Source organism: Nostoc sp. C117 (assembly GCF_043099735.1).
GTDB lineage: Bacteria > Cyanobacteriota > Cyanobacteriia > Cyanobacteriales > Nostocaceae > Nostoc.
The window spans coordinates 2,849,085-2,871,689 of the sequence record NZ_CP170991.1 but is presented as its reverse complement, the minus strand read 5'-3'; the positions used below and the strand labels follow the sequence as shown (position 1 = coordinate 2,871,689).

The following is a 22,605-nucleotide window of genomic DNA, read 5'->3' as shown; positions in this document are numbered from 1 at the left end:
AGTTTTCCCCAATCCCTAGCGATGCACTGAGCTTGTCGTTGGCGCAGCCTCTCGCAGAGAAGTATCCCTAATCATTATGACAATCCCAACTCTTCTGGAAAACCCAGCATGATGTTCAGATTTTGAATTGCAGCTCCCGATGCACCTTTGCCTAAGTTGTCAAGACGAGCAACTAGTAACACTTCTTTGGTGGTATCATTGGCAAAAACAAAAACCTGAACAAAGTTGGTATCATTCATTGCCGTTGCATCCAAAAATGTTCCATCTCTGAGAAAAGTCGGTTCTCCCAATGGAATAACCTGGACAAACTTTTCACTTTGATAGTATTGGGCGATCGCTTCATAGATTACCTCACCTGATGGCGGATTGTCTAAAATCCCCAGCGGTAAAGGGACTTGTACTAACATACCCTGCTCAAAATCTCCGACTGCGGGGACAAACAGCGGCGGCGATGCTAACCCCGAATACTTGTGCATTTCCTTGACGTGCTTATGCCCAAACTGCAAACCGTAGATACCATAGGGATAAAGCGACTCTCCCTTAGCTTGCTTTTCGTGGAAAGTATGGTATTTCTGAATTAAATTCTTCCCACCACCAGAATACCCTGAGACTGCATTAATGGTAATGGGAAAGTTGCTGTCTAAAATTCCTTTGGCAATCAACGGACGAATGCAAGCCAAGAATCCTGTAGGATAACAGCCTGGATTACTAACAAACTGGGCACTAGCAATTTTTTCTCGCTGTCCTGGATTGAGTTCAGGGAAACCATATACCCAGCCTTGAGCTGTGCGATGGGCACTACTAGCATCCAGGATTTTAACCGTATTACTACTAACTAAGCTAACAGCTTCGAGGGCGGCGTCATCAGGCAAGCAAAGAATGACAACATCCACAGCATTAAGAAGTTTAGCTCGCTCACTTGCATCTTTCCGTTTAGATGCATCAATGCTAACTAACTCGATGTCATCTCGTTGGTTAAGGCGTGAGTAAATTTGTAAGCCTGTGGTTCCCGATTCCCCATCAATAAAAATTTTAGGTTTAGTAGTCATGCGCCCAGCATCCTAATGTATGAGTGGTATTTTGATTCATCAATACCTACTTGATAGAATAATTCAAAATTTATAATTCATAATTAGGGATTACCAAGAAATAAATTACTACTGCTTGTAGGGTAGGCGAGATGACCGCCCAAATTATGCAATTTCATAGTATTGGATTAAATCCAAATATCTGAAGTGCAATCACCGCCAGGATAGCGAATATGTGGAGCGCTTAAGTATGACGTGAAGTCACGAGTAGCATAGGGTAGAAATCAAAACCACCCTTCTTGTTCCAGGGTTTCAATTAGCTGCAAGCCCCGGGGATCGCCCACTCCCAAGAGTGAGGCTTTGGAGTCTTCTCGTACTCCCAAATCTTGGTCTTCGGCGAAGGCTTGAATTAAAGCATCGATCGCTGTGGCATAAACTACGTTAGAAGGGAGTTCACGGCAAAGTTGACCAATTGCCCAAGCGGAGTTACTTCGGACTGCTGCTACTGGATCTTGGACTAAGGCTTCAATTAATGGTGGTATTGCCCCTATAACTGCTTCATAACCCACTCCTGCCATCTGTGCTAAGGCGCTAGCAGACCACAAACGTACAGCGGAAATGTCTGTTCTTAAAGCGTCTGCTAGAGGTGCTAGAGAACGGCGATCGCGACAGTTTCCTAAAGCCCAAACAATGCCTTTACGTACATAGCCATTCCAATCACTGTTGAGTTGAGCAATTAACGGAATCACTGCTTCGGAACTGGGATTGCGTCCGACGGCATATGCTGCACTTACCCGAACTAAGGGGCAGGTATCAGTTAACAGGCGAATTAGATGGGGGATAGCACGGGCATCTTCAATATCACAAAAAGCACGCGCCGCAAGCATTCGCTGCTTAGGCTGGGGATTTTCCAGCAGGGCTAGCATCACTTGTGGATCGGGCTTAACCACAACTGATTCGGCAGTTAGCGGCTCTATTTTATCTAAGGGGCTTTCTAGCTCCTCCTCTGCATCAAGTAGGCTTAGATCGTCTTCGTCATACATAATTTCATCTCAATCCCTTTTGGGGATTAACACATAATCCCCCGCGCCAATAAGTTAAAGCTTTATATATATTAGTTGCGTTATTGTACACTTTTTGTTCTACCTCGTTGAGTTTGATGCAAACGAGAACCGCCATAATTCAGGGGCTAAAATATCTTATTGGTATCCTCTAATTTATTTTTCTGGACTCAGGAATTTTACCATCCATAGGGATTGGGTTTGATAACCTAACTGATTATAAAGATTTAAGGCGGGTTTGTTTGATTGAAAAACTTGTAATCCGATTTGGCGATCGCCTCTTTGAATAGCCCAATTTTCCACATATTGCATCAAGGCTGTACCAATACCTCGCCGTCGATGTTCTGGCACAACATAGAGGACAAAGATGTGAGCGTGACGGTTACCCTGTACTTGATCTATGGCATTGCCTAGCCAGATGCAGCCGATGGGGGGATGAGGGGATGAGGGGGATGAGGTAGAATTTTCTCCCTTATCCAAAAAATCGATCCACCACAAGGGCGTATCGCTAGAAAAGTATTGCTTAACTGTTTGCTCTAGGTGGGAAAAATCCTGATTAGGAAAAAGCTCTTGGTAAGTTCGCTGCATGAATTTAAGCAGCAGCGACCTATCCAAAGTTGAGCCACGGCGAATAGAATACCCCGGTAGAAATTGCTCAGACACTTACGATATTGATGTTTGGTGCTGCTGGTAAATCAGCTGGAGTAGGTTGATAACTGATGCCTACTTCTTCAATTGGTGCTGGTGCTGCCATATCCGAGGGTAAGAAGATGCGGGCGCTGACTGCGACTAGGGCAAAGACAAATACCAAAACAACAAGCAGTGGGGCAATGTATTGACGAAAAATAGCCATATTATAATTGCAAGGAGAGCTACCAAGTTTTATGAGAACTTAGCTGAAGATTTGTGAAGTATTCTCGATCCATTTTAGCAATTTCTGTGCATAGGAATTGGGCAAAAGAGTGCTGAGTTAAGAGTTTTGTTTATCTCCTTGTCCCCAGTCCCCAGCGATGCACTGAGCTTGTCGTTGGCGCAGGCTCTCGCAGAGAAGTGTCCCCAGTCCCCACTATGAGCGATCGCCCTCCAAGTCATCAAGCACTCTCTCGCAATACCAATTCTCTGGCATCCCAGGATAATTCTCTTTTGCCTGTTCAATTAATCTTTCGGCAGCAGCTGTATCACCGGATAACCTGGCAATGAGCCTGTTTTTCAGATAGCTATCAGATACATCCTCCTCTACTTGGGTTGGTATGCCTTCATCCAATGATGATGAACGAGACTGCTCTCTTCGCAACTGCCAAAATAAAACGTAATAAAGTGTACCAAAAATTAAAATTAGGCTGAGTGTTCCAAAAAAAGTTAGGAGGTTAAATGCTAGGAATCCTAGAACTAACTGCGAGAGAACATAGCCAAGTAATAAACCAGTAAGTAAGAGAATAAATGTGCCGACAGCAATAACTACTTGATTCCCCATATATCCTCTTCTTCATCATCAAATCCTGGTCTGGATAATACTACCACTGGCTTTGGATTCCAAGGGGCAAAGAATGGCAATAATAGTAATCCTGGCAAAGCAGCTATTGCTGTGAGTAAAAAGAATGTAGACCACCCAGTACTTTGTGCCCATGCACCTGCTGGAGCCGTGAGAATATCTCTACTAAAAGCCTGTAAACTGGAAAGCAAAGCGTACTGTGTAGCTGAAAAGCTTTGGTTACAAAGACTCATCAAAAATGCGACAAAAGCAGCTGTTTCTAAACCAGCACAGAATTGTTCTATATTGACGGCAGCTAACATTAGATAAAAGTTTTTACCTACTATTGCTAAGGCAAAGAAAGCCAAGTTACCGACAGCTTGCATTATGGCAAATATCCAGAGCGCGCGATTAACACCAATTTTGGTCATAACTGCTCCTGCTGCCAAGGTGCCAATAATAGTGGCGAAAATTCCTAGCGCACCAGGAAATGCGATGTCGCTTTGAGTGAAATGTAAGCCTTTATCTAACAAAAATGGGGTGGATACATTCTTGAGTAAGGAATCCCCCAACTTGTATATCACAATGAATACCAAGATTAAAAGTCCTTGTAACCATCCCTGACGCTGGAAAAATTCAATAAAGGGTAATTTGACGGCGGCGGATAAAGTCTGAGGCGGGCGATCGCGCAGGACTGGTTCTGGTGCAAAAATAGAACTTACCAAGCCTACGAGCATCAACAGCGACATCAATAAGTAAACAGCTTGCCAAGGCATCCTATCTGCCAAAAACAGGGTGACATAACCGGTTACTAGAATGGCAATGCGATAACCCAATAAGTAAATAGATGCTCCAGCACCTCTTTCTTCTACTGCCACGACATCAGTGCGGTAAGCATCAACTAAAATGTCTTGGCTGGCGCTAAAAAAGGCAACGGCTACAGCAGCAATTATTAAAGGCTGTAGCCCTTGGGATGGGTGTTGTAGAGCCATTACAGCTATACTTAACAGTAATGCTACTTGTGTAATTACCAGCCAACCTCTACGTCGCCCCAAAAAAGGCGGTACAAATCTATCTAGTAAGGGCGACCAGAGAAATTTTAAAGAATAGGGCAGCTTTACTAAACTAAAAGCGGCGATCGCTGCCAAGCTAATTCCTTCTTTGGTCAACCAGGCTTGTAATGTCTGACTGGTTAAATACAAGGGCAACCCTGATGAAAAGCCAAGAAATAACAAAGCTCCCATCTTCGGGCTGCCAAAAATTCGTAGCAGCGATTTATTTACTTCCACAATCTTGAAGATTCCTTGTTATTTAGTTGAATTGCAGTTATCTTGCCATAACTGCTGTCTAATTTCGTGTAAGCATACAAACCTGCTAAGATTTTCTTTATTCAAGATACATATCAGCAATACTCTAACAGTGTGATTGTTCCTTAATTTTCCTTAATCGAATAAACCTGATGCCCTCTGATTTCGACTCTGTGGGCAGCGAGGCATTTTTCCCAACCTTCACGAGTGCCGATGTCGCTTTTGTCCTTGAGCATTCCTAATTTCTGTTCTTGTTGGGTGAGTTTAGCAAATTCTTCGTAGCGTGGGTAGTTGTTGGTAACAAATGTTTCCTTACGGTGTAAAATCGGCGGATTTTCTCTAGTTGCATAGTCTCGATGAATGACGACTAGGGTTTTTAAATCAATGCCGATGCTGGCTTTTAATGCCGGATGGGGATCGGTATCGAATTCGGGGTAAGACAGATAGGATATTTGCGGCTTGTCAGTGTGATATTTGATTAATGTAGCTTCATCGACACGCCCAATGGTGCGGCTAGCACAACCTTCACAAATTCGTAGTATGGGGTCAAGTGCTGCTAATGCCGAAACATGGACGTAAAGGGCACCGCGTGTGTGTTTACCAATTTTGCTTTTTTCGCAAGCAGTTTTAATCACCCCAGGTTTCCCTAAGCTGAAAAGTTTTTGGTCGGCTACTTGACAAGCTTCTTCATAGCTACTAAAAAAAGCTTTGATATCGTGACGCATTTCTGGGGCTAGTTTCTGCCATGCAGGGCGTTTATCAAAGTGGGTCAGGGCGAGATAAACTTGGATATCCAGAGAACGACGATAAGCGATCGCATCCCATTCAGCCTCATCAGTCGCTTGCAAAACTACACCAAAGGCGCGGCGAAAGTTACCAAATTCGCTGAGTAATTCCTGTTCATTTTCCAATTCGCCTTTTACAGGTAATCTACCGCGTTTGGTAAAGAAAGCCATTAATGGTTGCAGCTGTTCTTGATAGTCTTCAAACCGCTTAACGGGAATGCGGACTCGCGGTGTAAAGGTGGTAGAAAAGAAGCGGATAGCTTTGTAACTTTCTTTTTCAGCTTCATCTCGAAAAACAAAGTAAACGCCTAGTGCGATCGGTACTGCATCGACATTTAGAACTTCATCAATATAAGTTTTGAGTTCTTGCTGTTCGTAATATTTCTGAAAAGTATTGCGGCGCGTCACAATGCCATCATTGTAAGCAAGTTGGGTTTTACTGGGAGCGTTAATCAGGATTTGAGCCGCGACAATTAAAACTTTCCCGGTGAGTTCCCAAGCTTGGATTAGGCTTTGACGGCGTTCCTCTGAGTCTTCAATGACGTTGAGGACATAGCCCAGGTTAACCACATCGGCGGGGGTGCGTGCTACATCAGGATAGTAGTAAGGGTCCCAACCTGCGCTGGTGTAGCCTAAGTTTTTTACTCGCTGAACATCACCACCATAGCCGCAGCCGTAGTCAAAAAAAGTTGTGTCTTGATTGAGATTGAGGATTGACCCTTCTATAGCCAATCGCACAGGGCGAGATATATCAATGCGAGCGATCGCAGCTCGATGACGCTCAATTTCTAGCGCTTCAGGCATAATATTAGTTGTCAGTTAACAGTGAACAGTTAACAGTCAACTAATATCCTTTCAATTTTTAACCGCCAGTTCAATTAAATCTTCAATTTTCTTGATATTTGGATCGCCTGCTAAATAACCAATACCGCGATGCAAATGTAAGCGGAATTGGGTGGCTAAAGTTTCTTTGTCGGTGGGATAACCATCATTATGACAGCGTTGCTTTAGGGCGAGGAGGAGTATATCGGACATTTCGCCGCCAAAGACGCGCCAAGTCATTTCGACATTGCTATCCTGGGGAATTGGGACGGGGGAGGGTGCGGTTGCTTCTGCGAGGGAACGGCAAAACGCCCAACGGCATAGGATATTCCATTGGTCGATTTTTGTGCTGCGCTTAAGTTTGGTAAGTTGGTCTTTAGCTGTTTGAGAGAGTTTTATTCTTTCGATTGGGGATTCCATTATCTTCCTAAAAATTGAGGTAGTTTTCGTTCATAAACCCAAGCAGTAGCGAACCGCAGTTTCGACTTCAATCATCTTTGAGTCAGAAATCTTGCCAACTGGGTCAGCAGGAAAGCGATTTTGATCTAAAGAACGAATTTGAAAACATAAAAATACTGTTTCTAGTCGCAATCCACTGTCACTTGGAGATACTCGTATATTAGTTGGATAATCATACTTAATATTTGTTCCTTTCGTACCGACAACTACAGTTACAACCAAAGGTAATTAGTTGATAGCGTCTATCCAGAGATTGAGTGAGTTATCTTTATATGTGTCGGTTGATGCAAGAGGTAAATCATGGAAGATGAAAGAAAGTTTATTGATCGTCGAAAGTTGCTTAAGAGATATGCGGCTGGCGAGAGAGACTTTGCTGGACTTAGAATCAGTTCGTCCGGGCTGGATGGAGAAGATTTGCGGGAAATTGACTTTAGCGGAGCCGATTTGATAGGTGTTGATTTGAGTGGCTCCAATCTGAGCCATGCCATCTTGAGAGGAGCCAAAATGCTTTGTGTTAACCTCACTAATGCCAATCTCAGTTATGCCAATTTGCGAGGAGTTGACTTGAGTGGTGCTGATTGCATTGACACTGACTTCTCCAATGCCAATCTTAATGATGCTATCTTGACTGCTGCTATATTTGATGGGGCTAACCTCTATAGAGCAGTGATTGGTGGTACTGCCAAATTCATAAAAACTGACTTCAGGGGGGCTAAAAATTTCCCTCCTCTCGGAGAAGGTGTTTTGGTATGTAAAACTTTTCGGGAGGACGGAAGTTTCTTCAAAGGACCTGATTGGATTGAGTGAAGTGGAAACCAAACGTCTATAGATAATACTAAAATCGGTCTTGTTCCTACCTGTTTTCGACCCAGTACTGGATTGAGATTGAAAAAATATATTTCTCCTCTATTGATACTCACAGATTTTCTAGACCATCCATTTCTGTAACACCAAATTCATTATTGATCGAGGCAATTTCTGCCTGTATATCTAAATCACTAGCCATTGCAGCTAGTTGTTCATTCATATATTTTACATCAGTAAAGTTATTTGATATTTGCTTCCTTTCTTGCACTTGTCTTGTCATAAGTTTTAAGAGCCATTCTAGTTCTTCTAATGACAAAGCACGTAGTTCACGCTCTATTTTTAGTACATGTGGTGAGTTCATAGTTGCTTATCTACTTTCCAAGGATCGTTATATATATTGTAAATATCTTTTTTAGACGATCTCTACTACCAAAAATATTGATTTTCTACTACTGTTGTTTGGCGGGTAGAAGAGTCGTATTTGAGCAGATATTCACGAGCGATCGCTTCATTTTCTCGCAGTGTTTCTACTTCTTTCTTTCCAATCTCAGTATCCGTAGATAACAAAATTACTTGATGGCTGGCGGATGGAAAGTAACGTTCAACTAAGTTAATGCGGTGAGAGGAGTCTAGTCTACCTAGTGGCGTATCGATGGCTACTGGTAAGCGGTGTCCAGATACTTTGGCTAAACCCCAGAGGAATGCGATCGCAAGTAGTTGTTTTTCGCCAGCAGAAAGGCGATGTTTCGGTACAGGTTTACCATTTAAATCGTAAAGCAAAAGGCTAAAAGTCTTAGTATCAATAGTGATACGATGCACTAAGTCTGATTTATGGAGGAGATAAAGGAAGCAATTTTTAACTTCTTCCTCTAATTTATTGAGCTTTCTCAAGGTTAATTTTTCACGAAAAATCTTGAGCGTGTTTTGAACTTTAGCCGCAGAGGTAATAATATGTTCGCTATTTTTATGCTTAATATTTTCTACAGTATAATCACTTAATTCTCTCTTTGACTTGGCAATAATAGTTTCTAATTCAGTTAAACGGCGGCGGCTTGTTTCGTAATTTGCTTTAGCTTCAACAACTTGATTTTGTGCCGTTTCTAGTGCTTGACGCAGCTTTGTATAATCTTCTGGTGCTGCTGCTGTTTGCACTTGCCTTTCTAGAGTATGAATTTCTTCTTCCTTATTTTTGAGAATAGCTAATTTTTCTTTTGCAGAAAGTTTAGAATTTTGTAAGTGATATATAAGATTATCTAGCTGACTCAAAGTCTCATCATCGGCTAATAGCCAAGGTGCTTCTGTCTGGATAGTCTTTGCATATAAACTATCTACATCTTGGATTAAAAAGGATTGGATTTTTTCAACTTCTACCGGAGAAATTTCTACTTGATTTAGCCAAGTGAGTAAACGCTGATCTCGTTCAATTAATAAATCTTTAGAAATTTGTACCTGTTGATGCCGAAATTCTTTTTCTCCCTGTGTTTGCGCCTGATTAAGCAAATTCGGAATTAAAGCCAGAGGTAAAACATCAGCCGCCAATTCACACATTGACTGACGTACTTGTTCAATTTCCGCAGTTTTTGTATTCTGTTGTAATTCTAGCTGATTGCGTTCGGCTGCAATCTTCCCACCTTCAGAAATGAATTTATCAAAGGCTTCTTGCTGCTTTTGTTCTAATTCTTCTACCTGATTTTTGAGAATTTCTACTTTCTCTTCTGTGGTTTGATAATCTTCTTGCTGTTGGGTTAACCTAGTTTCAATTTCTTCTAGATTTGCTAAATCTTTACTATTACCAACTTCTTTAAGTTTACGGTTAACTAAGATATCTAAATCAACTGCTAAACGGTCTGCTAACTCTAAACCTAAAAGTCCACGAATTGCATCTACTACAACTGGTGGTGGTGTTTCTTGTTCTGCGAGTTCTTTAACTTGTTCACCATCAAAGAGAAATAAGTTAGAAATACCTAATGGTAGGAGATTTTCAATATACTCATCCCAGATATTAACTAAAGCATCAGGCCAGGTATCGCTGTCACCTAAAATACCTAATGTATCTTTACCGTCTTTAGGATTTTTTGTCCAGCTACGAACAACACGGTATTTTATTGGCTTATCGTTTTCAATATGTTCAAAAAGTAATTCAATCCGGGTATCTAGAACTGGATCTATTTTGTTGTTAACACATTGATTGAGAAAATCGCTATAACTTAAATTACCACGGGTAGAACATTGGGCACGAGCGCCATAAAGGGCGAGACGAATGGCATCCATAAGGGTAGTTTTCCCGCCGCCATTCATCCCACCTAATAAGATAATTGGGTGTGAGCTTTCCTCATCAATTTTTGGGTTAAGATTGATTACTTGTTTCCCACTGTAGGGGCCAAAGTTTTGTAAAACGAGTTCAAGAAATATCATTGATTTTTAAGATTAACATGAGTTCAACAGCGATCGCAGAAGCAGAAAGTTTGTGATGAAAGGAATCAGATAAAATTAATTAGATGGTTTTGTCTGACATATTGTCTATGAAATATAGATAATACCATCACTAACTGTTAAGAAATGCGATTGTATCTGTCTCGGTGTTGGTAAGCGTGGCTAGATTTGCACACCTCCAGCTTGAAAAATCTGTTCGGCGGTTAAATTCAATTCTGGGAAAGTAGGCGAGACAATATGGGTATCGCCTTTAAATTGAGTAACTTGGTACTCACCATCAATTAATTGATAAATGGATATAGTAGGCAGTTTAGGATTGCCAATAAACTTCCTAGCACCTATAGCCGCGTAATCTATAATCCAATATTCGGGAATACCTATAGCCTCATAATCAGCTAATTTTTTGTAGTAATCATCTCGCCAATTAGTACTAACAACTTCAATAACTAAGGGAATAGATGCAGCTTGAGATACAGTTGATTCCTTTTTCCATAAAGGCTCATTTACTAAATTTGGTCGATGGATTATTAATATGTCTGGTGAATAAGCTGATTCACTTTCAAATGGCTTGACTAATACAGTTTTTGGAATGAAGTAAGGAAGTTTTTGTCGCCCAATTTCGATAGATATATTTAGCGCCAAAAAACCAACAACATCCTCATGATCTCCCACTGGTTGAGCCATTTCAACAATCACGCCATCATGTAATTCGTATCTGCCACCCTCAGGCCGCCAAGCTGCAAAATCTTCAAAATTTACTAATTTGTGTGTGGCTTGAATCATATAACCTCGCTTGTTTTAAGATAATCAAACTTTGTCAAGCGTTCTTTAAGTAGTTGGGTTGACTCCCGTCTTCTATTATTATGAATTTTCCTTTTTAAATTTCATACTTGCCCAAGTTACCTGTTCATCAGTTTTACCTTCATCTATTTCATTGATTGCTGCAACATCGCCCAAAGTCATCTGCTTTACTTTTGCAACATCACCTTGACTAACTGCTTCGCTTAATTCACGTTTCAAACGAGCATTTTTAATCGCATCTTCTGGAGAACGAGAACTCGTATTAAAACATTTTTCTAGGGTTTCGTATATCCCCACGCGACGAGTTTTTTTGCGATACTGGCGTTCTGTGTCTAACAGTTTTGCCATGAGTTCCAAGTGCATCGCGTCACCTTCACAGATTTCTTCTAATACTATCCATTCATCACGACCTAGTAGGCTATAGTCAGCACCAGGACGGGGATCTTGAAATTCTTCGCCTGTCACTTCTTGATAAATCCGGGGTAAGCTATCATCAAATTCATGTTTGTCTTCTAGCCAAATGCGGCGAATTTCGCTCATTTCTTCTAGAGTAATTAGGGTGATATCGCGCATATTTTCTGGCGCTGTACGACGGGTTTTTGTTTGCGCTTCTAATAATCGTCTGAGCCAATGTTCCCGCCAATATTTGGTATAGGGACCGTGAATTGGTTCAATAGAAGTTTCACCATCTACATGACGTTCAAAAAGTTGGACTTCTCCCCAGATGCGACGGAAGTCTCTTTTATCGCGGTCATCTCTATTATCTAATTCATTGCGAATATCTAATAGAGGCTGCATCCATTCTTTTTCTTCATCATTTTGAATCATTGCCTCCATTGATTTATCTTTACTAACAATTGTGCAAACCCAACAGCCAAATCTAGAATCACCACAACTAGCAGTAGAAGTATCAACAACTAGAGGACATTCATTATCTGCTGTGGCACCTCTATACATAGTGAATAAGTCTTTGTTGCTATATCCCCAAGGATTTTGCCATTGATTTAGGTAAATCCAAACTTCATCAGTACGCCAATCTTCAATAGGGCTATAAATTAAAGAATTAGGCAAGCTTGCACTATGGTAAAGCAAAGATGTCGGTGAAGTTGAATCAGAAATAAGATGATCTTTTAGGCTACCTGCTTGATGCTTTTCCATTGAGATAGCACGTTTAATACTTTCAGCTTTGCGAGTACCTAAAATAAGAATAACTTCCCCATTTACTCTAACCACATCACGGATAAAGTGGTTAGAAGGATGAATTTTTAGACGGTCTGTACACCAACGAAATTTTCCTCGTGGTGTTGGATAACCTTTACCAATCAAACTTACCCAGAATGTCTCTTTGATTTCTGGGTGTAATAAATGGGGTTCAATGGGCATTTTCTGTTCTTGAGCAGCAAGCTTCATCCTTTCTAAGGATTTGCGTACCCAAACAGAGACTACAGGGTTTTCTACTAGTGTGTCAGTTGTAATAACATGAATAGTCTTTTTTCGCTTTTCAACTGGTAGGGCTGCGATCGCATTCCAGATAAGCTGTAAAGTGGCAGTACTATCTTTGCCCCCCGAATAGCCCACCACCCAAGGGATCTGATCCAAACAATACAATTCTTGAATTTCAATGGTGAGAGCTTGGATGTAGTCCACTAACTCTGCTACAGTACGTGTTTGCTGAACTATCTTTTCTGGTTGTTGTGCTGTAGTCATTTCTCCTTCTCTCTGGAAACACTGGCGTAATATTCGGGCTACACAGACAGAATTTACAAAATACGTTGAAAAAAGTTTTTAAAAACTTTACTACTAATATCCAAATTTTTGGATAATTAAACGACATAATCCTATTCTGTTTTTAAAATTTAACATGAAAGATAGTGCATCTGACCCCACTGCTGACATCGCTAGAGAATACCTGGAACGCGAAAACAAGGAAAAACAAGTACTAGCTTTACTCCTAGAGAAGTTTTTAGGGAGAAAAGATCAGATTCTCGTTCAAAAAACCGAAATGGGTGGTACTGAGGCTTATGTTAGCTCTGTTACACTGGAATGGTTCGCAGGCCGGGTTCACTTCGCCTCTGGCTTACCTCTGTTTCAAAAAAAGTATAATCCTGAGACTGATAATGTCGAGATTGACGCGGATAGTATTGATGAAATTCAACAGCGTCCCCTTGATTGGTCACGTCAAGCGCCACTAGTGCAGTATTTGGCGGCTCGACACAACCATAAGTTTCCGCCAGTGTTGGTAGTAATTAATCAACCGTGGGTGGATAATCCTAAAGCTGCTGAGTGGGATAGCGAAGGACGCGCCACAAAGTCTACTACTGATTTTATACCTTTAGATAAAGACGCTAAAGTAGGTCTGCTAAATATTTCTGAGGATGATGTAACTATTTATGCACTAGATGGTCAACACCGATTAATGGGTGTACAGGGGTTGATGGAGTTAATTAAAACTCGCAAACTCCAGCGCTATAAAAAAGATAAAGGTGCTGATGACAGTTTTATTACAGTTAATGATTTGATAGAAAAGTACCAAGTAGACCTTGCTTACTTGCAAAATTTACCCAAGGAAAAAATTGGTATTGAGTTCATCTGTGCGGTAGCGGCTGGGGAAACTCGCACCGAGGCAAGGCGGAGGGTGAGATCGATTTTTGTTCATGTCAACCTGATGGCTGCACCCTTGACTAAAGGTCAGTTAACACAGTTGAATGAAGATGATGGTTTTGCGATCGTTGCTAGAAAAATTGCAGTTACACATCCACTATTAGAACAACGACAAGAGCGCAATCCCCGTGTTAATTGGAATAGTGCAACAGTAGCCTCCAATTCTACAGTTTTGACCACTTTGCAAGCTCTACAAGATATGTCTGAGCGATATTTAGTTCATAAGTTTCCTCACTGGAAACCTTTAGAAAAAGGTCTAATTCCCATGCGTCCAGAGGATGAAGAACTTGAGCAGGGAATTGAGGAATTTAAAAAGCTATTTGATTCTTTGGCTAGTCTTTCTAGTTATAAAATTTTAGAACACGAGGATACACCAGCTTTGCGGCGCTTCAGCTTTGAGAAAGATGGAGGTGAAGGAAATATGCTTTTCCGTCCAGTTGCCCAAGTTGCATTAGCGCAAGCTTTGGGAATTTTGGTTTTTAAAAAAGGTTTTTCCCTCGTAGATATTTTTAAGAAACTGCGGAAGTTTGACCAGCAAGGTGGTTTTAGTGGTATGGAATATCCCCAATCTCTCTGGTATGGGGTTTTATATGACCCAAATAAAAAGCGAGTGCAGGTTGCTGGGCGAGATTTGGCGGCGAAGTTATTAGTTTACATCCTGGGTGCAATTCAGGAACAGATGGAACGTGCTGAACTTCGTAAAGCTTTGGCTGATGCTAGGACTGTTGAAAATAAAACAATAGGTTTTGATGGGGAGTTTGTTGAACCGAAAGCTGTAGGACTTCCACCTATCCTGTAATTATGCTTGAAATATATTTTGGCGATGCCATTGCAGCGCTTCCTGTTCTGGAAAATGTTGCTCTGTATTTGGTAGAAGTATTGTTTCACCATCAAAATCTTTCATAGGTTTAGCATGGGGAGATGCTTCTTCCAAATCATTACTAACTATAATTTTGTATTGTTCATCTACAGCAAACCAACCCCTGTCAAATGCCCAATGATGATTTTTGCAAAAAGCAATTCCATTATGGATTTTGTTATTATAAAATTGTGAAAATGGTTTGATGTGTGCGCCATCCACAATATTTTGATTGATTTTTTTAGTTACTTTTAACCCACAAAAGGCACATCTGTAATCATAAACGTGTACAATTGCTTTCCTAAAAAAAGCATTTCTAATAACTGCTCGTTTCAAGCCCCACCTTGGATTAGTCTCTAAATCTCCTGTTTCAATTAATTGTTCTATCTCTACCGCGTCATCTTGAAAAGTTTGATTTATTTGTAAAATAGGTTCTAAATCATTTTCATTATCAGAAAATAAAGCTGCCACAAGTGCATCAATTAGTTCTTTTCTGCAAAACTCATCTTGCAAAAACTTAAATAATTCACTGTCTAGATATGCGTATTCAACAGCCTCCTTTAGCTTGTTAATTGTTTTTGGCTGTAACCCATTAAATTCAGGCTTAAATTTCAAGTACCAAAAGCCTTCATTTTGCAGATGAAAGAAAGGATAGTGTAAACCACCTTTGTAAGATGGAGAACCGATTACATTCCAATACCTCTCAAATGTTTGAACTAATTCGTCTGAAACCCGAATCTCGTTAGTAGTAATGATACCTCGCGCAATTAAATCAATTACAGATAAAAGTAATATTGGTTTATATTGAGCATTACCACGCTTCCGGCTACTACTCACATTTAATTCAGCAAAGCGTTTACAATAATATGCTATATTTTTCATATTTAATAACTTAATTAAGCAAGCAAAAAAATCATTTTAAGAATTTACTGAGGTCAAATTCTTCTTCTAGCTGTTCTTTTGTTCCTCTTTCAGAAATAAGAACTAATAGAAGTCGCTCTGAGTAGTCAACAGAACCACGCAACTCACTTTGTAAAATTTCCAGTCCTGCGTTAGCATACTCTTCAAATATTTGAGTACGTTTATCTTCATCTTGTTCTTCTCTAGATGAAAGTATGTTGATATCTTTAGTTTCATTGATTCCTAATAATTTAATAATTAGGTCATATCCCAATGAAGCAAAATTTTCTTGGGGAATTGGAGATGGTTCTCTTTTTGTAGTTTCTCCCAAAGGAACGCGCTTTTTATATTTAACGCCCAATGCTGCTGCAAACACCATAACTTCTACATAAGTCTGAAAAGGGCCAGTTGTATCTTTTGATGCGACTAGAGATTTCACCAACTCAGCCTTATCTTTAGCAACCCTGATTCTGTTTGCAGCCATTGTTTTAATATCTAACGTGTTGCTATTTTAACCGAAAGCTGAAAGCGATCGCACTTTTTGATGGATTATTTTATACTTTTAGTAATGTATCAAAACAGCATCATTGCTCCTAGATGCAAGGTTAATGTTGAATCTACTAGGATTACGATCGCCAACTAAAAAGGCGATTATGAGACTTGAGTAAATAGAAGGCTGATGAATTCCCCAAACTTATAGAATGGTTTTCAGATTTGGGTAATCAGCGTTTTCTTGTTTAGCCACGCAAAAAGGTTCTTAACCACCTAATCGCCTCACTTGTTGTTTGATTGTTTCCAATTTCGAGACATTGCTGTACAATTCCTGAAACGTTAGGAAAGTAACTGCTTTCTGTAATTATGTAATTTTCACCCTGCAATCTATAAACTAATAGTTGCTTATTTTTTAACAGCCAAATCTCTGGCACTTTATAAGGGAGATAATCATTAATATCCGTATAACTAGTAACATCTACCTCAATTACCAAATCTGGTGGAGGATCGTTTTGCCAGTCGATACGACTCTTACCTACTACGGATCTCCAATTTTCAATGTAAAAGCAAAAGTCAGGCTCAATACCGCTCACCTCTGGCAAACTCATAGTTATGGGCGTAAATGAGTCGTATCTTTGCTCTAAAGTATCCAGCAAAACTTTAGCAATATCTGCTAGTAAGCTTGCATCTCTTCCATGCTCAGGTAGCGGTGCCATTAGCAAAATTTCTCCTGTTCGATATTTAATCCGAGGGAAAGCCCGATCGCCAATTTGCTGACTAAGTAGCTGATAATCTTGCCAATTTCCCAACAGTTTCAATACCGCGCCTGGTGGTAACTGGATTTTTTCACGTGTAATTACGGTATCCATATAGTAATTATTTAGAATGGTGTCTTTACTTGTAGCTCAAGGGTCTGTGCCGATCGCGGATGCTGTAAACAAAGTTCTCTGGCGTGTAAATGTAGCCGATTGGTAACTGCACTGCATCCATAAAGGCGATCGCCTAAAATAGTTACTCCTAGTCCTCGCGCATCAGCCGCATGAACTCTTAGTTGATGGCTACGTCCCGTTAGCGGCCTAAATTCGACACGAGTATAATCTCCTTCCCTTGCCATTACCAGGAATTTTGTCAAACTCGGTTTACCGCGCTGCCAATCAACTTGCTGATAAGGGCGATTTTCCGGATCTCCCCACAATGGCAATTCAATTGTACCTTGCTCAACTCTCAGCAAACCTGAAAGTAAAGCCTCATAAACCTTGTGAACTTGGCGCTGCTGAAACTGCTGGCTGAGTTGTCGATGAGTTTGGCGATCGCGTGCCAACAACAAAATACCAGAAGTATCCCGATCTAAGCGATGCACAGCCGCGATCGCCATTCCATCCGGTAACAGATGACACAAGCGACTCAAAACACTATCTTGGCGATCGCGATAACGCCCAGGCACCGAAAGTAGTCCAGCCGGTTTGTTGACAGCAATCAGCCATTCGTCTTCATAAATAAAAGCCACCTCTCCCCGATCGGGGGAGCGGCTTCTTACTCCCCCTTCTCTTGCAGGGAAGGGGGCTGGGGGGTTAGGTTTCAAACCAGACAGCAAAAACCCCATCAACGGCTGACATCGTTCCGCACAGGCGCCATAAAATTCTCCCTGGATTTTATCTTGATTTGCTGAAGACGCTCCCCACCAAAATTCTGCCATTGCCAAGGGTTTGAGATTATGTGTTGCGGCATAGTGGAGCAGCTTGGGCGCACAACAGTCTCCTGTCCCAGTGGGTAAACCTTCTGGCATCAATTGCTGCAACGATCGCGATTGCCCCGCAAAATTACTCAGGCTATAAGCTGCGTGCATCTGAGCTTGCAATTGCCGGGACAGTACTTTACGCTGTTGTTTTAGTTCTCGAATTCGTATATCTGCGGCTGCAATCAGCTCTTGAAGAGGCTGTAAAATGGCATTTTGTTGGCGTTTAAGTTGTCGTCGTTCAATGCCCTGTTGACGACTTTCTGCATCAAGTTGTTCAAGAGCAATATTGAGTGTTGCTCCAGTCAGAGTATTGCAGATTTGCTGACGTTTTTCTTGTCGTTGATGTTTGCAATCACGATGGCGATCGCTCATTGCTCGTAATTGCTGCTCAAACTCACGAGACAATCTTTCATACTGCTGGCGATCGCACAGTTGCTTTAAGCTGAGGATTTCTTGCTTGATAGCGTCCAACTCTGTCAAAGTCCGAGCTTCTGCTAAAGCAACTTCGTCTCTACCTGGAATTGGTGGCACCCAGCCCTCAACTACACTACAACCATTCAAAAGACCAGAGAAAGCTTTCAGTATCCGTTGTTCGCCATTGGGCAATTCAACCAATAATACCCCATACATTTTGCCTTCACGAGCATAACAGTCATCTTTGGCGAGGTATTGCATTAATCCGTGGGCGATCGCTTCGGATATCGGAGTGCGCGGTAATTTCAGGCGAGCGGCACTTTGAGGACAACACCCTTCATAATAATAACGAGGAAATGAATTGTTAATAGCAAAGTTGCTGTCTATGAAATCTGAAAATCTGTGTAGAACTACCATTTAATTATTCAAAATTCAAAATTCAAATATAGTCCTACTTAATCATTCGTGAACAAAGAGATACCCCAATACGGTTCAGATCGGGTTTTCTATAAAAATTATATATCACAAATACGCGATAAATCGCCATCTTTACAATAATCAGCCCTTTGTAGAGACGGTGATTTATCGCGTCTATTACCTGTGATTTATCGAGTAATTATGAATTATTAATCATGGATTATTTTGCTTCTCTGGACTCGAAGAATCGATCAACGATGGATTTTCTTGTTGTACACTTACAGATGGATTGTCTATTTCTGGCGTAGACTGTGGTTCAAATGATTTATCTTTTTCGGATATAGATGAGTTATCTTTCTCAGATACAGATGATTTATCTTCCTCGTATCTAGTTTTTTCTGCTGCTTTGATCGTTCCATGCTGCTCTTGTCCTCTAAGTCCAAGATATGTAGCAGAACTTATTCCTTGTAGAGTCAGAAGTGTTTCGTCAAATTCTGGCATTGCTAGATTTTTAGCAACTTCCCAAACAAAAAACATTCCGATCGCCGCTGTCCAAATGAATGTTTGGAATCGATGAAAATTAACTCCATTAATATCTGATAATATATCTAGGAAAAACCCTTCAGAAACCCGTTGAGTACCTTTTCTATTTTTATCATCACCCTGCCCATCAATTAAGGAACTACCAAAAGCAGTTATAGAATTAATTCCCAATAATACTAGAGATTGTTGGGTTAAAACATTAGTATAATCTCCTGTTATACCGTAGATAATCAGGTAAGAACCGAAAATTAGAAATGTCCAGAAAGCAAGTTGAGATATCGATAAACTGAAAGGATTTTGATTTACTTTTTTTCTTCCGAGAAAAATTTGAGCAATTTTACTTTTCCGTTTTTCAGGTTGAATATCAACTGCGACCAACTTTTCCTGACCATTGATCGTTTCTTTTTTCACACCTTCTATACCAGAGCTACGAAGAGCATTGCGGCAATATCTGGTGAATAATAATGCAACAGCCAGAAGTAGAAGAATACAAAGCCAAAAGCGCCATGATAGCAAAACTATTCTTATTTGAGGAGGTAACTGAGGATCGCTGACTGGAATCGCAATTTTATTGGGACAGCCTACCCCCACTATCACGTTAATACTGTAATTACTAGCTCTACCAATGAGCGCACTCCATGCTTGTTCAGACGGGTCGTTACGTTCGAGTCGAAAGGCTAACCAATTCTCATCAACAATTCTTTTTTTATCTTTATCCTCAACCGTGAGGAAACTTTGTTTTCCATATATATCCTTAACTGTAATGATGGTTGGTTCTCCGTGTACATCTTTTATTTCATAGCCATTCAAATACAAGACTAATTGTCGAGGATCAAATGAATTAGACTTATCAGTTGAATTTGTAGCTTCTGATAATCCTTCAACTCTTACCTTAATAAGATCGCCCATTTGAACTTGCTGACCACCATAATCAGCAATGACTCGTTGAGTTTTAAGATTAGCAGGAATCGAACAAGTCCGAGAAGGTGCAAAATTCAGAGAATTAACACTGGAACTATCTTGAGCGATGACAGCAAAGTTGAGAGAAACAATTAGAGAAAACACCAATAAAAAAATAGCAGCAAATCTTTTGGTATTTTTATGCATTGAGCGGTATTCCCAAGCGATCGGTATATCGGTAGTTTAACCATACTTGAGTCACTCCGAATATTAAAAAACTTGTCTGAATGATAAATAGACTACACAGTAGGGGCATAGTGAAATCTATGATTAGAAACCTAGTCTACATGAGACTTTCCCCACGAAGGTAGGTTTCAAACTCTCAATTTTTCTTACTGTGCGGAGGCGGAATTTGTTTGTTTAGTTGCAAATTCTATTCCTCTTGGCTTTGTAGTGGTGTAATTTTTATTTTTGACAAGTCTCAAGGCGAGAGAATAAAGCAACACATAGTCGCCACCAAGAAGCCGTAGCGATCGCGCTATGCAATTCCCAAACACCCAATACCTTTACCCGCCAAGCTTGCTCAAAAAAACCAAAGTAAGGTAACTGGCCATTGGGGGCATCATCATTTATAGTTAAGTCACTATAATCAATCCACGAATCTTTTAAACGCCACCCAGCACGATTGGCAAAATCAATACAAGTTTGGCAAGCAACAACATTATCATTACCAATCATTAAAGCTAACACAGGATCGCCGCCAGAAGTATCTTTAATACTCTCCCAAACCCGTTTCTGAACGCTAAAACCAAAGCGTCCATGACTATATTTAACCCAGAGTCTATCGATAGTACATAAATCACTACAAGAAAAGTTTTCTAAACTTGCTAAATCCAGATAACGTTTTTCTTCTCTATTCGCTATCTTCAACATCAGAGTTGTGGTTTCTTCATTGGCTTCCAACCATCTTCCAGCTTTGAGTAAATCTCGCAAGTTCGTGTAATCTATACCCACTGCTGAACTCAAATCATCTACATCCTCAGTTTTTTGCTGAGAAGTATCAGCAGAAAACAAAGTTTTTTCTGATAAAACTTCAATCACACCTTGAGAGCCGAATAACCAAAAATATAATTTGATATCGATACTTGATAATTCTAATTGTAATTGTGTAATCCAAGCTGCTGCGGTTAATCCAGATTTTTGAATAGCTTTATTTAGAGTCTCTACTAACGAAGCAGCAAAGCGTTCGCTTTCAGAAGATGGCGCAGCAGCCGCAATTAAACATTGTTCCACGTCTAGTCCTAATTGCAGTTCTTCCACCCAATCCCTTAGAGATACACAACTGTCGCTTACTACAGGACAATCGAGAATGATAATTTGTTGCGATCGACATCGACGCAGCTGTTTTCTCAACCAAGAGCGATTAATTACAACATTATCAGAAAGTACAAATACAGCTTCTCCTTGCTCAGTTTCTTGAATCTGTCCTCGCAAATATAAAAAGACAGTTGCAATTTCTTCTAGAACATTAGCACTGGTGGGTAATTCCGAAAAAGATTCAGATAGCAAACACTTTTGAATTGCCTTGCGAACATCTAAAGCTAAAGTTTTTTCGCTAACAGTCCAATAATTTACCTCAAATCCACCAGATGTATTAAGTATTTTACTCAAAGCCAAAGCACTCTTGCTCTTAGGAAGTCCATCTATAACTAATGCTTGTCGTGGATGTCTGATAGCCACAGTTTTATCTGGTTTAATTCCTAAAATTACCTCCCCAATTCCTTCTACAATTCGCTTAGGTGTTTGTGATGGATATTCTGGATGAATTTGGTTGTCACCGCGACCTTTTTTTAACTGATTAATTACCCGCAATTGCTGATTAGCTTTATCTATATATGCTAGAGTTTGATGATAAACATAACGATAAAGCCCATCTGCTTCAATCACTCCTTGGGAATCAGCAGCTTCTCCCCTCAATCCCCGAATTAAATAGTAAGTGAATACTCCATGTTTTAATTGCGGAAATTCCCAAGATTGTTGTCCCCGATCGCAAGATAATAGAGCATAAAATCCTTTTCTTTTAGCGGCGCGTTGTCGGAGAATTTCTACTAATTCTTGTGCGGGGTTGAATTGGGGGTCTATTGGTGTTTCTCCCCTAGCGCCGAAAAATGTCATGTTACCGCTATGACAAGCATCCAGCCATAAAAGTTGTTGCTCGGCAGGACAATTTTCTAATAATTGCAATAATTCTTGCAACTTCAAACCAGTATCAATTAAGTTGTCTTTTTGAGTATCTTTGAGACACAATACTACCTGCTGAATCGATCGCTCTACCATCCCATGTCCTGAAAAATAAAACAGAACGGTGTCAATTGATTTAGCCGTAGCAGCTACTTCTTTTATACTAGTACGGATATTTTCAAATGAAGGCTGCTGAGCAAAATCATGGTAAATCCTGATATCCTTTTGAGGAAATCCCCCAGTTGCGGCGTTTAATGCTTCCCCTAAACTTTGACAATCTAGTGCTGAGTAACGTAAACAGGGTATTTGCTCATCCTCATATTGGTTTACTCCCACCAATATCAGCCAAAGCTTTGCTAAGCCCGTTTCTAAGGCATGAGTTGAGTGACTAGTACGAACACCGACTGGACACATCTGTTAAAATCCCTTGACAGGAAGAGTAGGGTAGCTTTTATATATATAGTAT

Annotated in this window: 21 protein-coding genes and 1 pseudogene; 2 read left to right on the top strand and 20 right to left on the bottom strand. The window is 40.4% G+C overall.

The window, feature by feature from the left end:
* Window positions 1–74: 74 nt before the first annotated feature.
* The 9 genes from argC to ACFG4S_RS12725 form a co-directional block, all read right to left on the bottom strand.
* Window positions 75–1,049, bottom strand: coding sequence for an N-acetyl-gamma-glutamyl-phosphate reductase (gene argC / locus ACFG4S_RS12765; protein ID WP_392535156.1), 975 nt, complete (start codon window positions 1,047–1,049; stop codon window positions 75–77).
* A 263-nt stretch (window positions 1,050–1,312) separates the two neighbouring features.
* A complete protein-coding gene (locus tag ACFG4S_RS12760; RefSeq protein ID WP_392535155.1) occupies window positions 1,313–2,071 on the bottom strand; it encodes a HEAT repeat domain-containing protein in 759 nt (252 codons plus the stop codon).
* A 174-nt stretch (window positions 2,072–2,245) separates the two neighbouring features.
* Complete coding sequence (locus ACFG4S_RS12755; protein WP_392535154.1) at window positions 2,246–2,752, bottom strand: GNAT family N-acetyltransferase; 507 nt, start codon at window positions 2,750–2,752, stop codon at window positions 2,246–2,248.
* Window positions 2,745–2,942: a hypothetical protein gene (locus ACFG4S_RS12750; protein ID WP_392535153.1), complete on the bottom strand. Its 198-nt coding sequence runs from the start codon at window positions 2,940–2,942 to the stop codon at window positions 2,745–2,747. The genes ACFG4S_RS12755 and ACFG4S_RS12750 overlap by 8 nt, the downstream gene beginning before the upstream one ends.
* A 213-nt stretch (window positions 2,943–3,155) precedes the next feature.
* The gene (locus tag ACFG4S_RS12745; RefSeq protein WP_392535152.1) at window positions 3,156–3,563 is read right to left on the bottom strand and encodes an ABC transporter permease; all 408 of its coding nucleotides are present in this window, start codon (window positions 3,561–3,563) and stop codon (window positions 3,156–3,158) included.
* A complete protein-coding gene (locus tag ACFG4S_RS12740; protein ID WP_392535151.1) occupies window positions 3,548–4,849 on the bottom strand; it encodes an AmpG family muropeptide MFS transporter in 1,302 nt (433 codons plus the stop codon). Before ACFG4S_RS12740 ends, ACFG4S_RS12745 begins: the two co-directional genes overlap by 16 nt.
* 143 nt (window positions 4,850–4,992) lie before the next feature.
* On the bottom strand, window positions 4,993–6,456 hold the full coding sequence (locus ACFG4S_RS12735; RefSeq protein WP_392535150.1) for a DNA phosphorothioation-associated putative methyltransferase: 1,464 nt from the start codon (window positions 6,454–6,456) through the stop codon (window positions 4,993–4,995).
* 51 nt (window positions 6,457–6,507) lie between these two features.
* Window positions 6,508–6,894: a DNA sulfur modification protein DndE gene (dndE, locus tag ACFG4S_RS12730; RefSeq protein WP_392535149.1), complete on the bottom strand. Its 387-nt coding sequence runs from the start codon at window positions 6,892–6,894 to the stop codon at window positions 6,508–6,510.
* A gap of 30 nt (window positions 6,895–6,924) precedes the next feature.
* The gene (locus ACFG4S_RS12725; protein WP_392535148.1) at window positions 6,925–7,155 is read right to left on the bottom strand and encodes a type II toxin-antitoxin system PemK/MazF family toxin; all 231 of its coding nucleotides are present in this window, start codon (window positions 7,153–7,155) and stop codon (window positions 6,925–6,927) included.
* Window positions 7,156–7,233: 78 nt separating this feature from the next.
* On the opposite strand from ACFG4S_RS12725, the gene ACFG4S_RS12720 reads away from it, so the two are divergent.
* Window positions 7,234–7,740: a pentapeptide repeat-containing protein gene (locus tag ACFG4S_RS12720; RefSeq protein ID WP_392535147.1), complete on the top strand. Its 507-nt coding sequence runs from the start codon at window positions 7,234–7,236 to the stop codon at window positions 7,738–7,740.
* 53 nt (window positions 7,741–7,793) lie between these two features.
* Here ACFG4S_RS12720 and ACFG4S_RS12715 read toward each other — a convergent pair.
* The 5 genes and pseudogenes from ACFG4S_RS12715 to dndC all read right to left on the bottom strand — a co-directional run.
* Window positions 7,794–7,853: pseudogene (locus tag ACFG4S_RS12715) on the bottom strand (type II toxin-antitoxin system PemK/MazF family toxin); the annotation flags it as partial.
* The gene (locus ACFG4S_RS12710; RefSeq protein WP_392535146.1) at window positions 7,850–8,101 is read right to left on the bottom strand and encodes a hypothetical protein; all 252 of its coding nucleotides are present in this window, start codon (window positions 8,099–8,101) and stop codon (window positions 7,850–7,852) included. The gene ACFG4S_RS12710 and the pseudogene ACFG4S_RS12715, both read right to left, overlap by 4 nt.
* A 65-nt stretch (window positions 8,102–8,166) precedes the next feature.
* The gene (gene dndD, locus ACFG4S_RS12705) at window positions 8,167–10,155 is read right to left on the bottom strand and encodes a DNA sulfur modification protein DndD (RefSeq protein WP_392535145.1); all 1,989 of its coding nucleotides are present in this window, start codon (window positions 10,153–10,155) and stop codon (window positions 8,167–8,169) included.
* A 180-nt stretch (window positions 10,156–10,335) separates the two neighbouring features.
* The gene (locus tag ACFG4S_RS12700) at window positions 10,336–10,956 is read right to left on the bottom strand and encodes a Uma2 family endonuclease (protein ID WP_392535144.1); all 621 of its coding nucleotides are present in this window, start codon (window positions 10,954–10,956) and stop codon (window positions 10,336–10,338) included.
* 78 nt (window positions 10,957–11,034) lie between these two features.
* Window positions 11,035–12,681 (bottom strand): DNA phosphorothioation system sulfurtransferase DndC, encoded by a 1,647-nt coding sequence (gene dndC, locus ACFG4S_RS12695; protein WP_392535143.1) that lies wholly within the window; start codon window positions 12,679–12,681, stop codon window positions 11,035–11,037.
* A 154-nt stretch (window positions 12,682–12,835) separates the two neighbouring features.
* On the opposite strand from dndC, the gene ACFG4S_RS12690 reads away from it, so the two are divergent.
* Window positions 12,836–14,434, top strand: coding sequence for a DGQHR domain-containing protein (locus tag ACFG4S_RS12690; protein WP_392535142.1), 1,599 nt, complete (start codon window positions 12,836–12,838; stop codon window positions 14,432–14,434).
* On the opposite strand, the gene ACFG4S_RS12685 is transcribed toward ACFG4S_RS12690, so the two are convergent.
* The 6 genes from ACFG4S_RS12685 to ACFG4S_RS12660 all read right to left on the bottom strand — a co-directional run bounded on the left by ACFG4S_RS12685 (window position 14,435) and on the right by ACFG4S_RS12660 (window position 22,553).
* Window positions 14,435–15,376: an HNH endonuclease gene (locus tag ACFG4S_RS12685; RefSeq protein ID WP_392535141.1), complete on the bottom strand. Its 942-nt coding sequence runs from the start codon at window positions 15,374–15,376 to the stop codon at window positions 14,435–14,437. It abuts the gene before it with no gap.
* 31 nt (window positions 15,377–15,407) lie between these two features.
* A complete protein-coding gene (locus ACFG4S_RS12680; protein ID WP_392535140.1) occupies window positions 15,408–15,878 on the bottom strand; it encodes a DNA phosphorothioation-associated protein 4 in 471 nt (156 codons plus the stop codon).
* A 253-nt stretch (window positions 15,879–16,131) separates the two neighbouring features.
* Window positions 16,132–16,755 carry a Uma2 family endonuclease gene (locus tag ACFG4S_RS12675; protein ID WP_392535139.1) on the bottom strand — a complete coding sequence of 208 codons (624 nt, stop codon included), beginning with the start codon at window positions 16,753–16,755 and terminating at the stop codon, window positions 16,132–16,134.
* 11 nt (window positions 16,756–16,766) lie between these two features.
* Window positions 16,767–18,455 (bottom strand): pseudouridine synthase, encoded by a 1,689-nt coding sequence (locus ACFG4S_RS12670; protein ID WP_392535138.1) that lies wholly within the window; start codon window positions 18,453–18,455, stop codon window positions 16,767–16,769.
* Between the two features lie 213 nt (window positions 18,456–18,668).
* Window positions 18,669–20,105 (bottom strand): hypothetical protein, encoded by a 1,437-nt coding sequence (locus tag ACFG4S_RS12665; protein WP_392535137.1) that lies wholly within the window; start codon window positions 20,103–20,105, stop codon window positions 18,669–18,671.
* 258 nt (window positions 20,106–20,363) lie between these two features.
* A complete protein-coding gene (locus tag ACFG4S_RS12660) occupies window positions 20,364–22,553 on the bottom strand; it encodes a GUN4 domain-containing protein (protein WP_392535136.1) in 2,190 nt (729 codons plus the stop codon).
* Window positions 22,554–22,605: the final 52 nt, after the last annotated feature.

Coding starts and splice junctions, on each gene's coding strand:
- ACFG4S_RS12670 (WP_392535138.1), bottom strand. CDS start 18,455: ATGGTAGTTCTACACAGATTTTCAGATTTCATAGACAGCAACTTTGCT.
- argC (WP_392535156.1), bottom strand. CDS start 1,049: ATGACTACTAAACCTAAAATTTTTATTGATGGGGAATCGGGAACCACA.
- ACFG4S_RS12710 (WP_392535146.1), bottom strand. CDS start 8,101: ATGAACTCACCACATGTACTAAAAATAGAGCGTGAACTACGTGCTTTG.
- dndD (WP_392535145.1), bottom strand. CDS start 10,155: ATGATATTTCTTGAACTCGTTTTACAAAACTTTGGCCCCTACAGTGGG.
- ACFG4S_RS12745 (WP_392535152.1), bottom strand. CDS start 3,563: ATGGGGAATCAAGTAGTTATTGCTGTCGGCACATTTATTCTCTTACTT.
- ACFG4S_RS12675 (WP_392535139.1), bottom strand. CDS start 16,755: ATGGATACCGTAATTACACGTGAAAAAATCCAGTTACCACCAGGCGCG.
- ACFG4S_RS12760 (WP_392535155.1), bottom strand. CDS start 2,071: ATGTATGACGAAGACGATCTAAGCCTACTTGATGCAGAGGAGGAGCTA.
- ACFG4S_RS12735 (WP_392535150.1), bottom strand. CDS start 6,456: ATGCCTGAAGCGCTAGAAATTGAGCGTCATCGAGCTGCGATCGCTCGC.
- ACFG4S_RS12690 (WP_392535142.1), top strand. CDS start 12,836: ATGAAAGATAGTGCATCTGACCCCACTGCTGACATCGCTAGAGAATAC.
- ACFG4S_RS12660 (WP_392535136.1), bottom strand. CDS start 22,553: ATGTGTCCAGTCGGTGTTCGTACTAGTCACTCAACTCATGCCTTAGAA.
- ACFG4S_RS12685 (WP_392535141.1), bottom strand. CDS start 15,376: ATGAAAAATATAGCATATTATTGTAAACGCTTTGCTGAATTAAATGTG.
- dndE (WP_392535149.1), bottom strand. CDS start 6,894: ATGGAATCCCCAATCGAAAGAATAAAACTCTCTCAAACAGCTAAAGAC.
- ACFG4S_RS12750 (WP_392535153.1), bottom strand. CDS start 2,942: ATGGCTATTTTTCGTCAATACATTGCCCCACTGCTTGTTGTTTTGGTA.
- ACFG4S_RS12665 (WP_392535137.1), bottom strand. CDS start 20,105: ATGCATAAAAATACCAAAAGATTTGCTGCTATTTTTTTATTGGTGTTT.
- ACFG4S_RS12700 (WP_392535144.1), bottom strand. CDS start 10,956: ATGATTCAAGCCACACACAAATTAGTAAATTTTGAAGATTTTGCAGCT.
- ACFG4S_RS12680 (WP_392535140.1), bottom strand. CDS start 15,878: ATGGCTGCAAACAGAATCAGGGTTGCTAAAGATAAGGCTGAGTTGGTG.
- dndC (WP_392535143.1), bottom strand. CDS start 12,681: ATGACTACAGCACAACAACCAGAAAAGATAGTTCAGCAAACACGTACT.
- ACFG4S_RS12720 (WP_392535147.1), top strand. CDS start 7,234: ATGGAAGATGAAAGAAAGTTTATTGATCGTCGAAAGTTGCTTAAGAGA.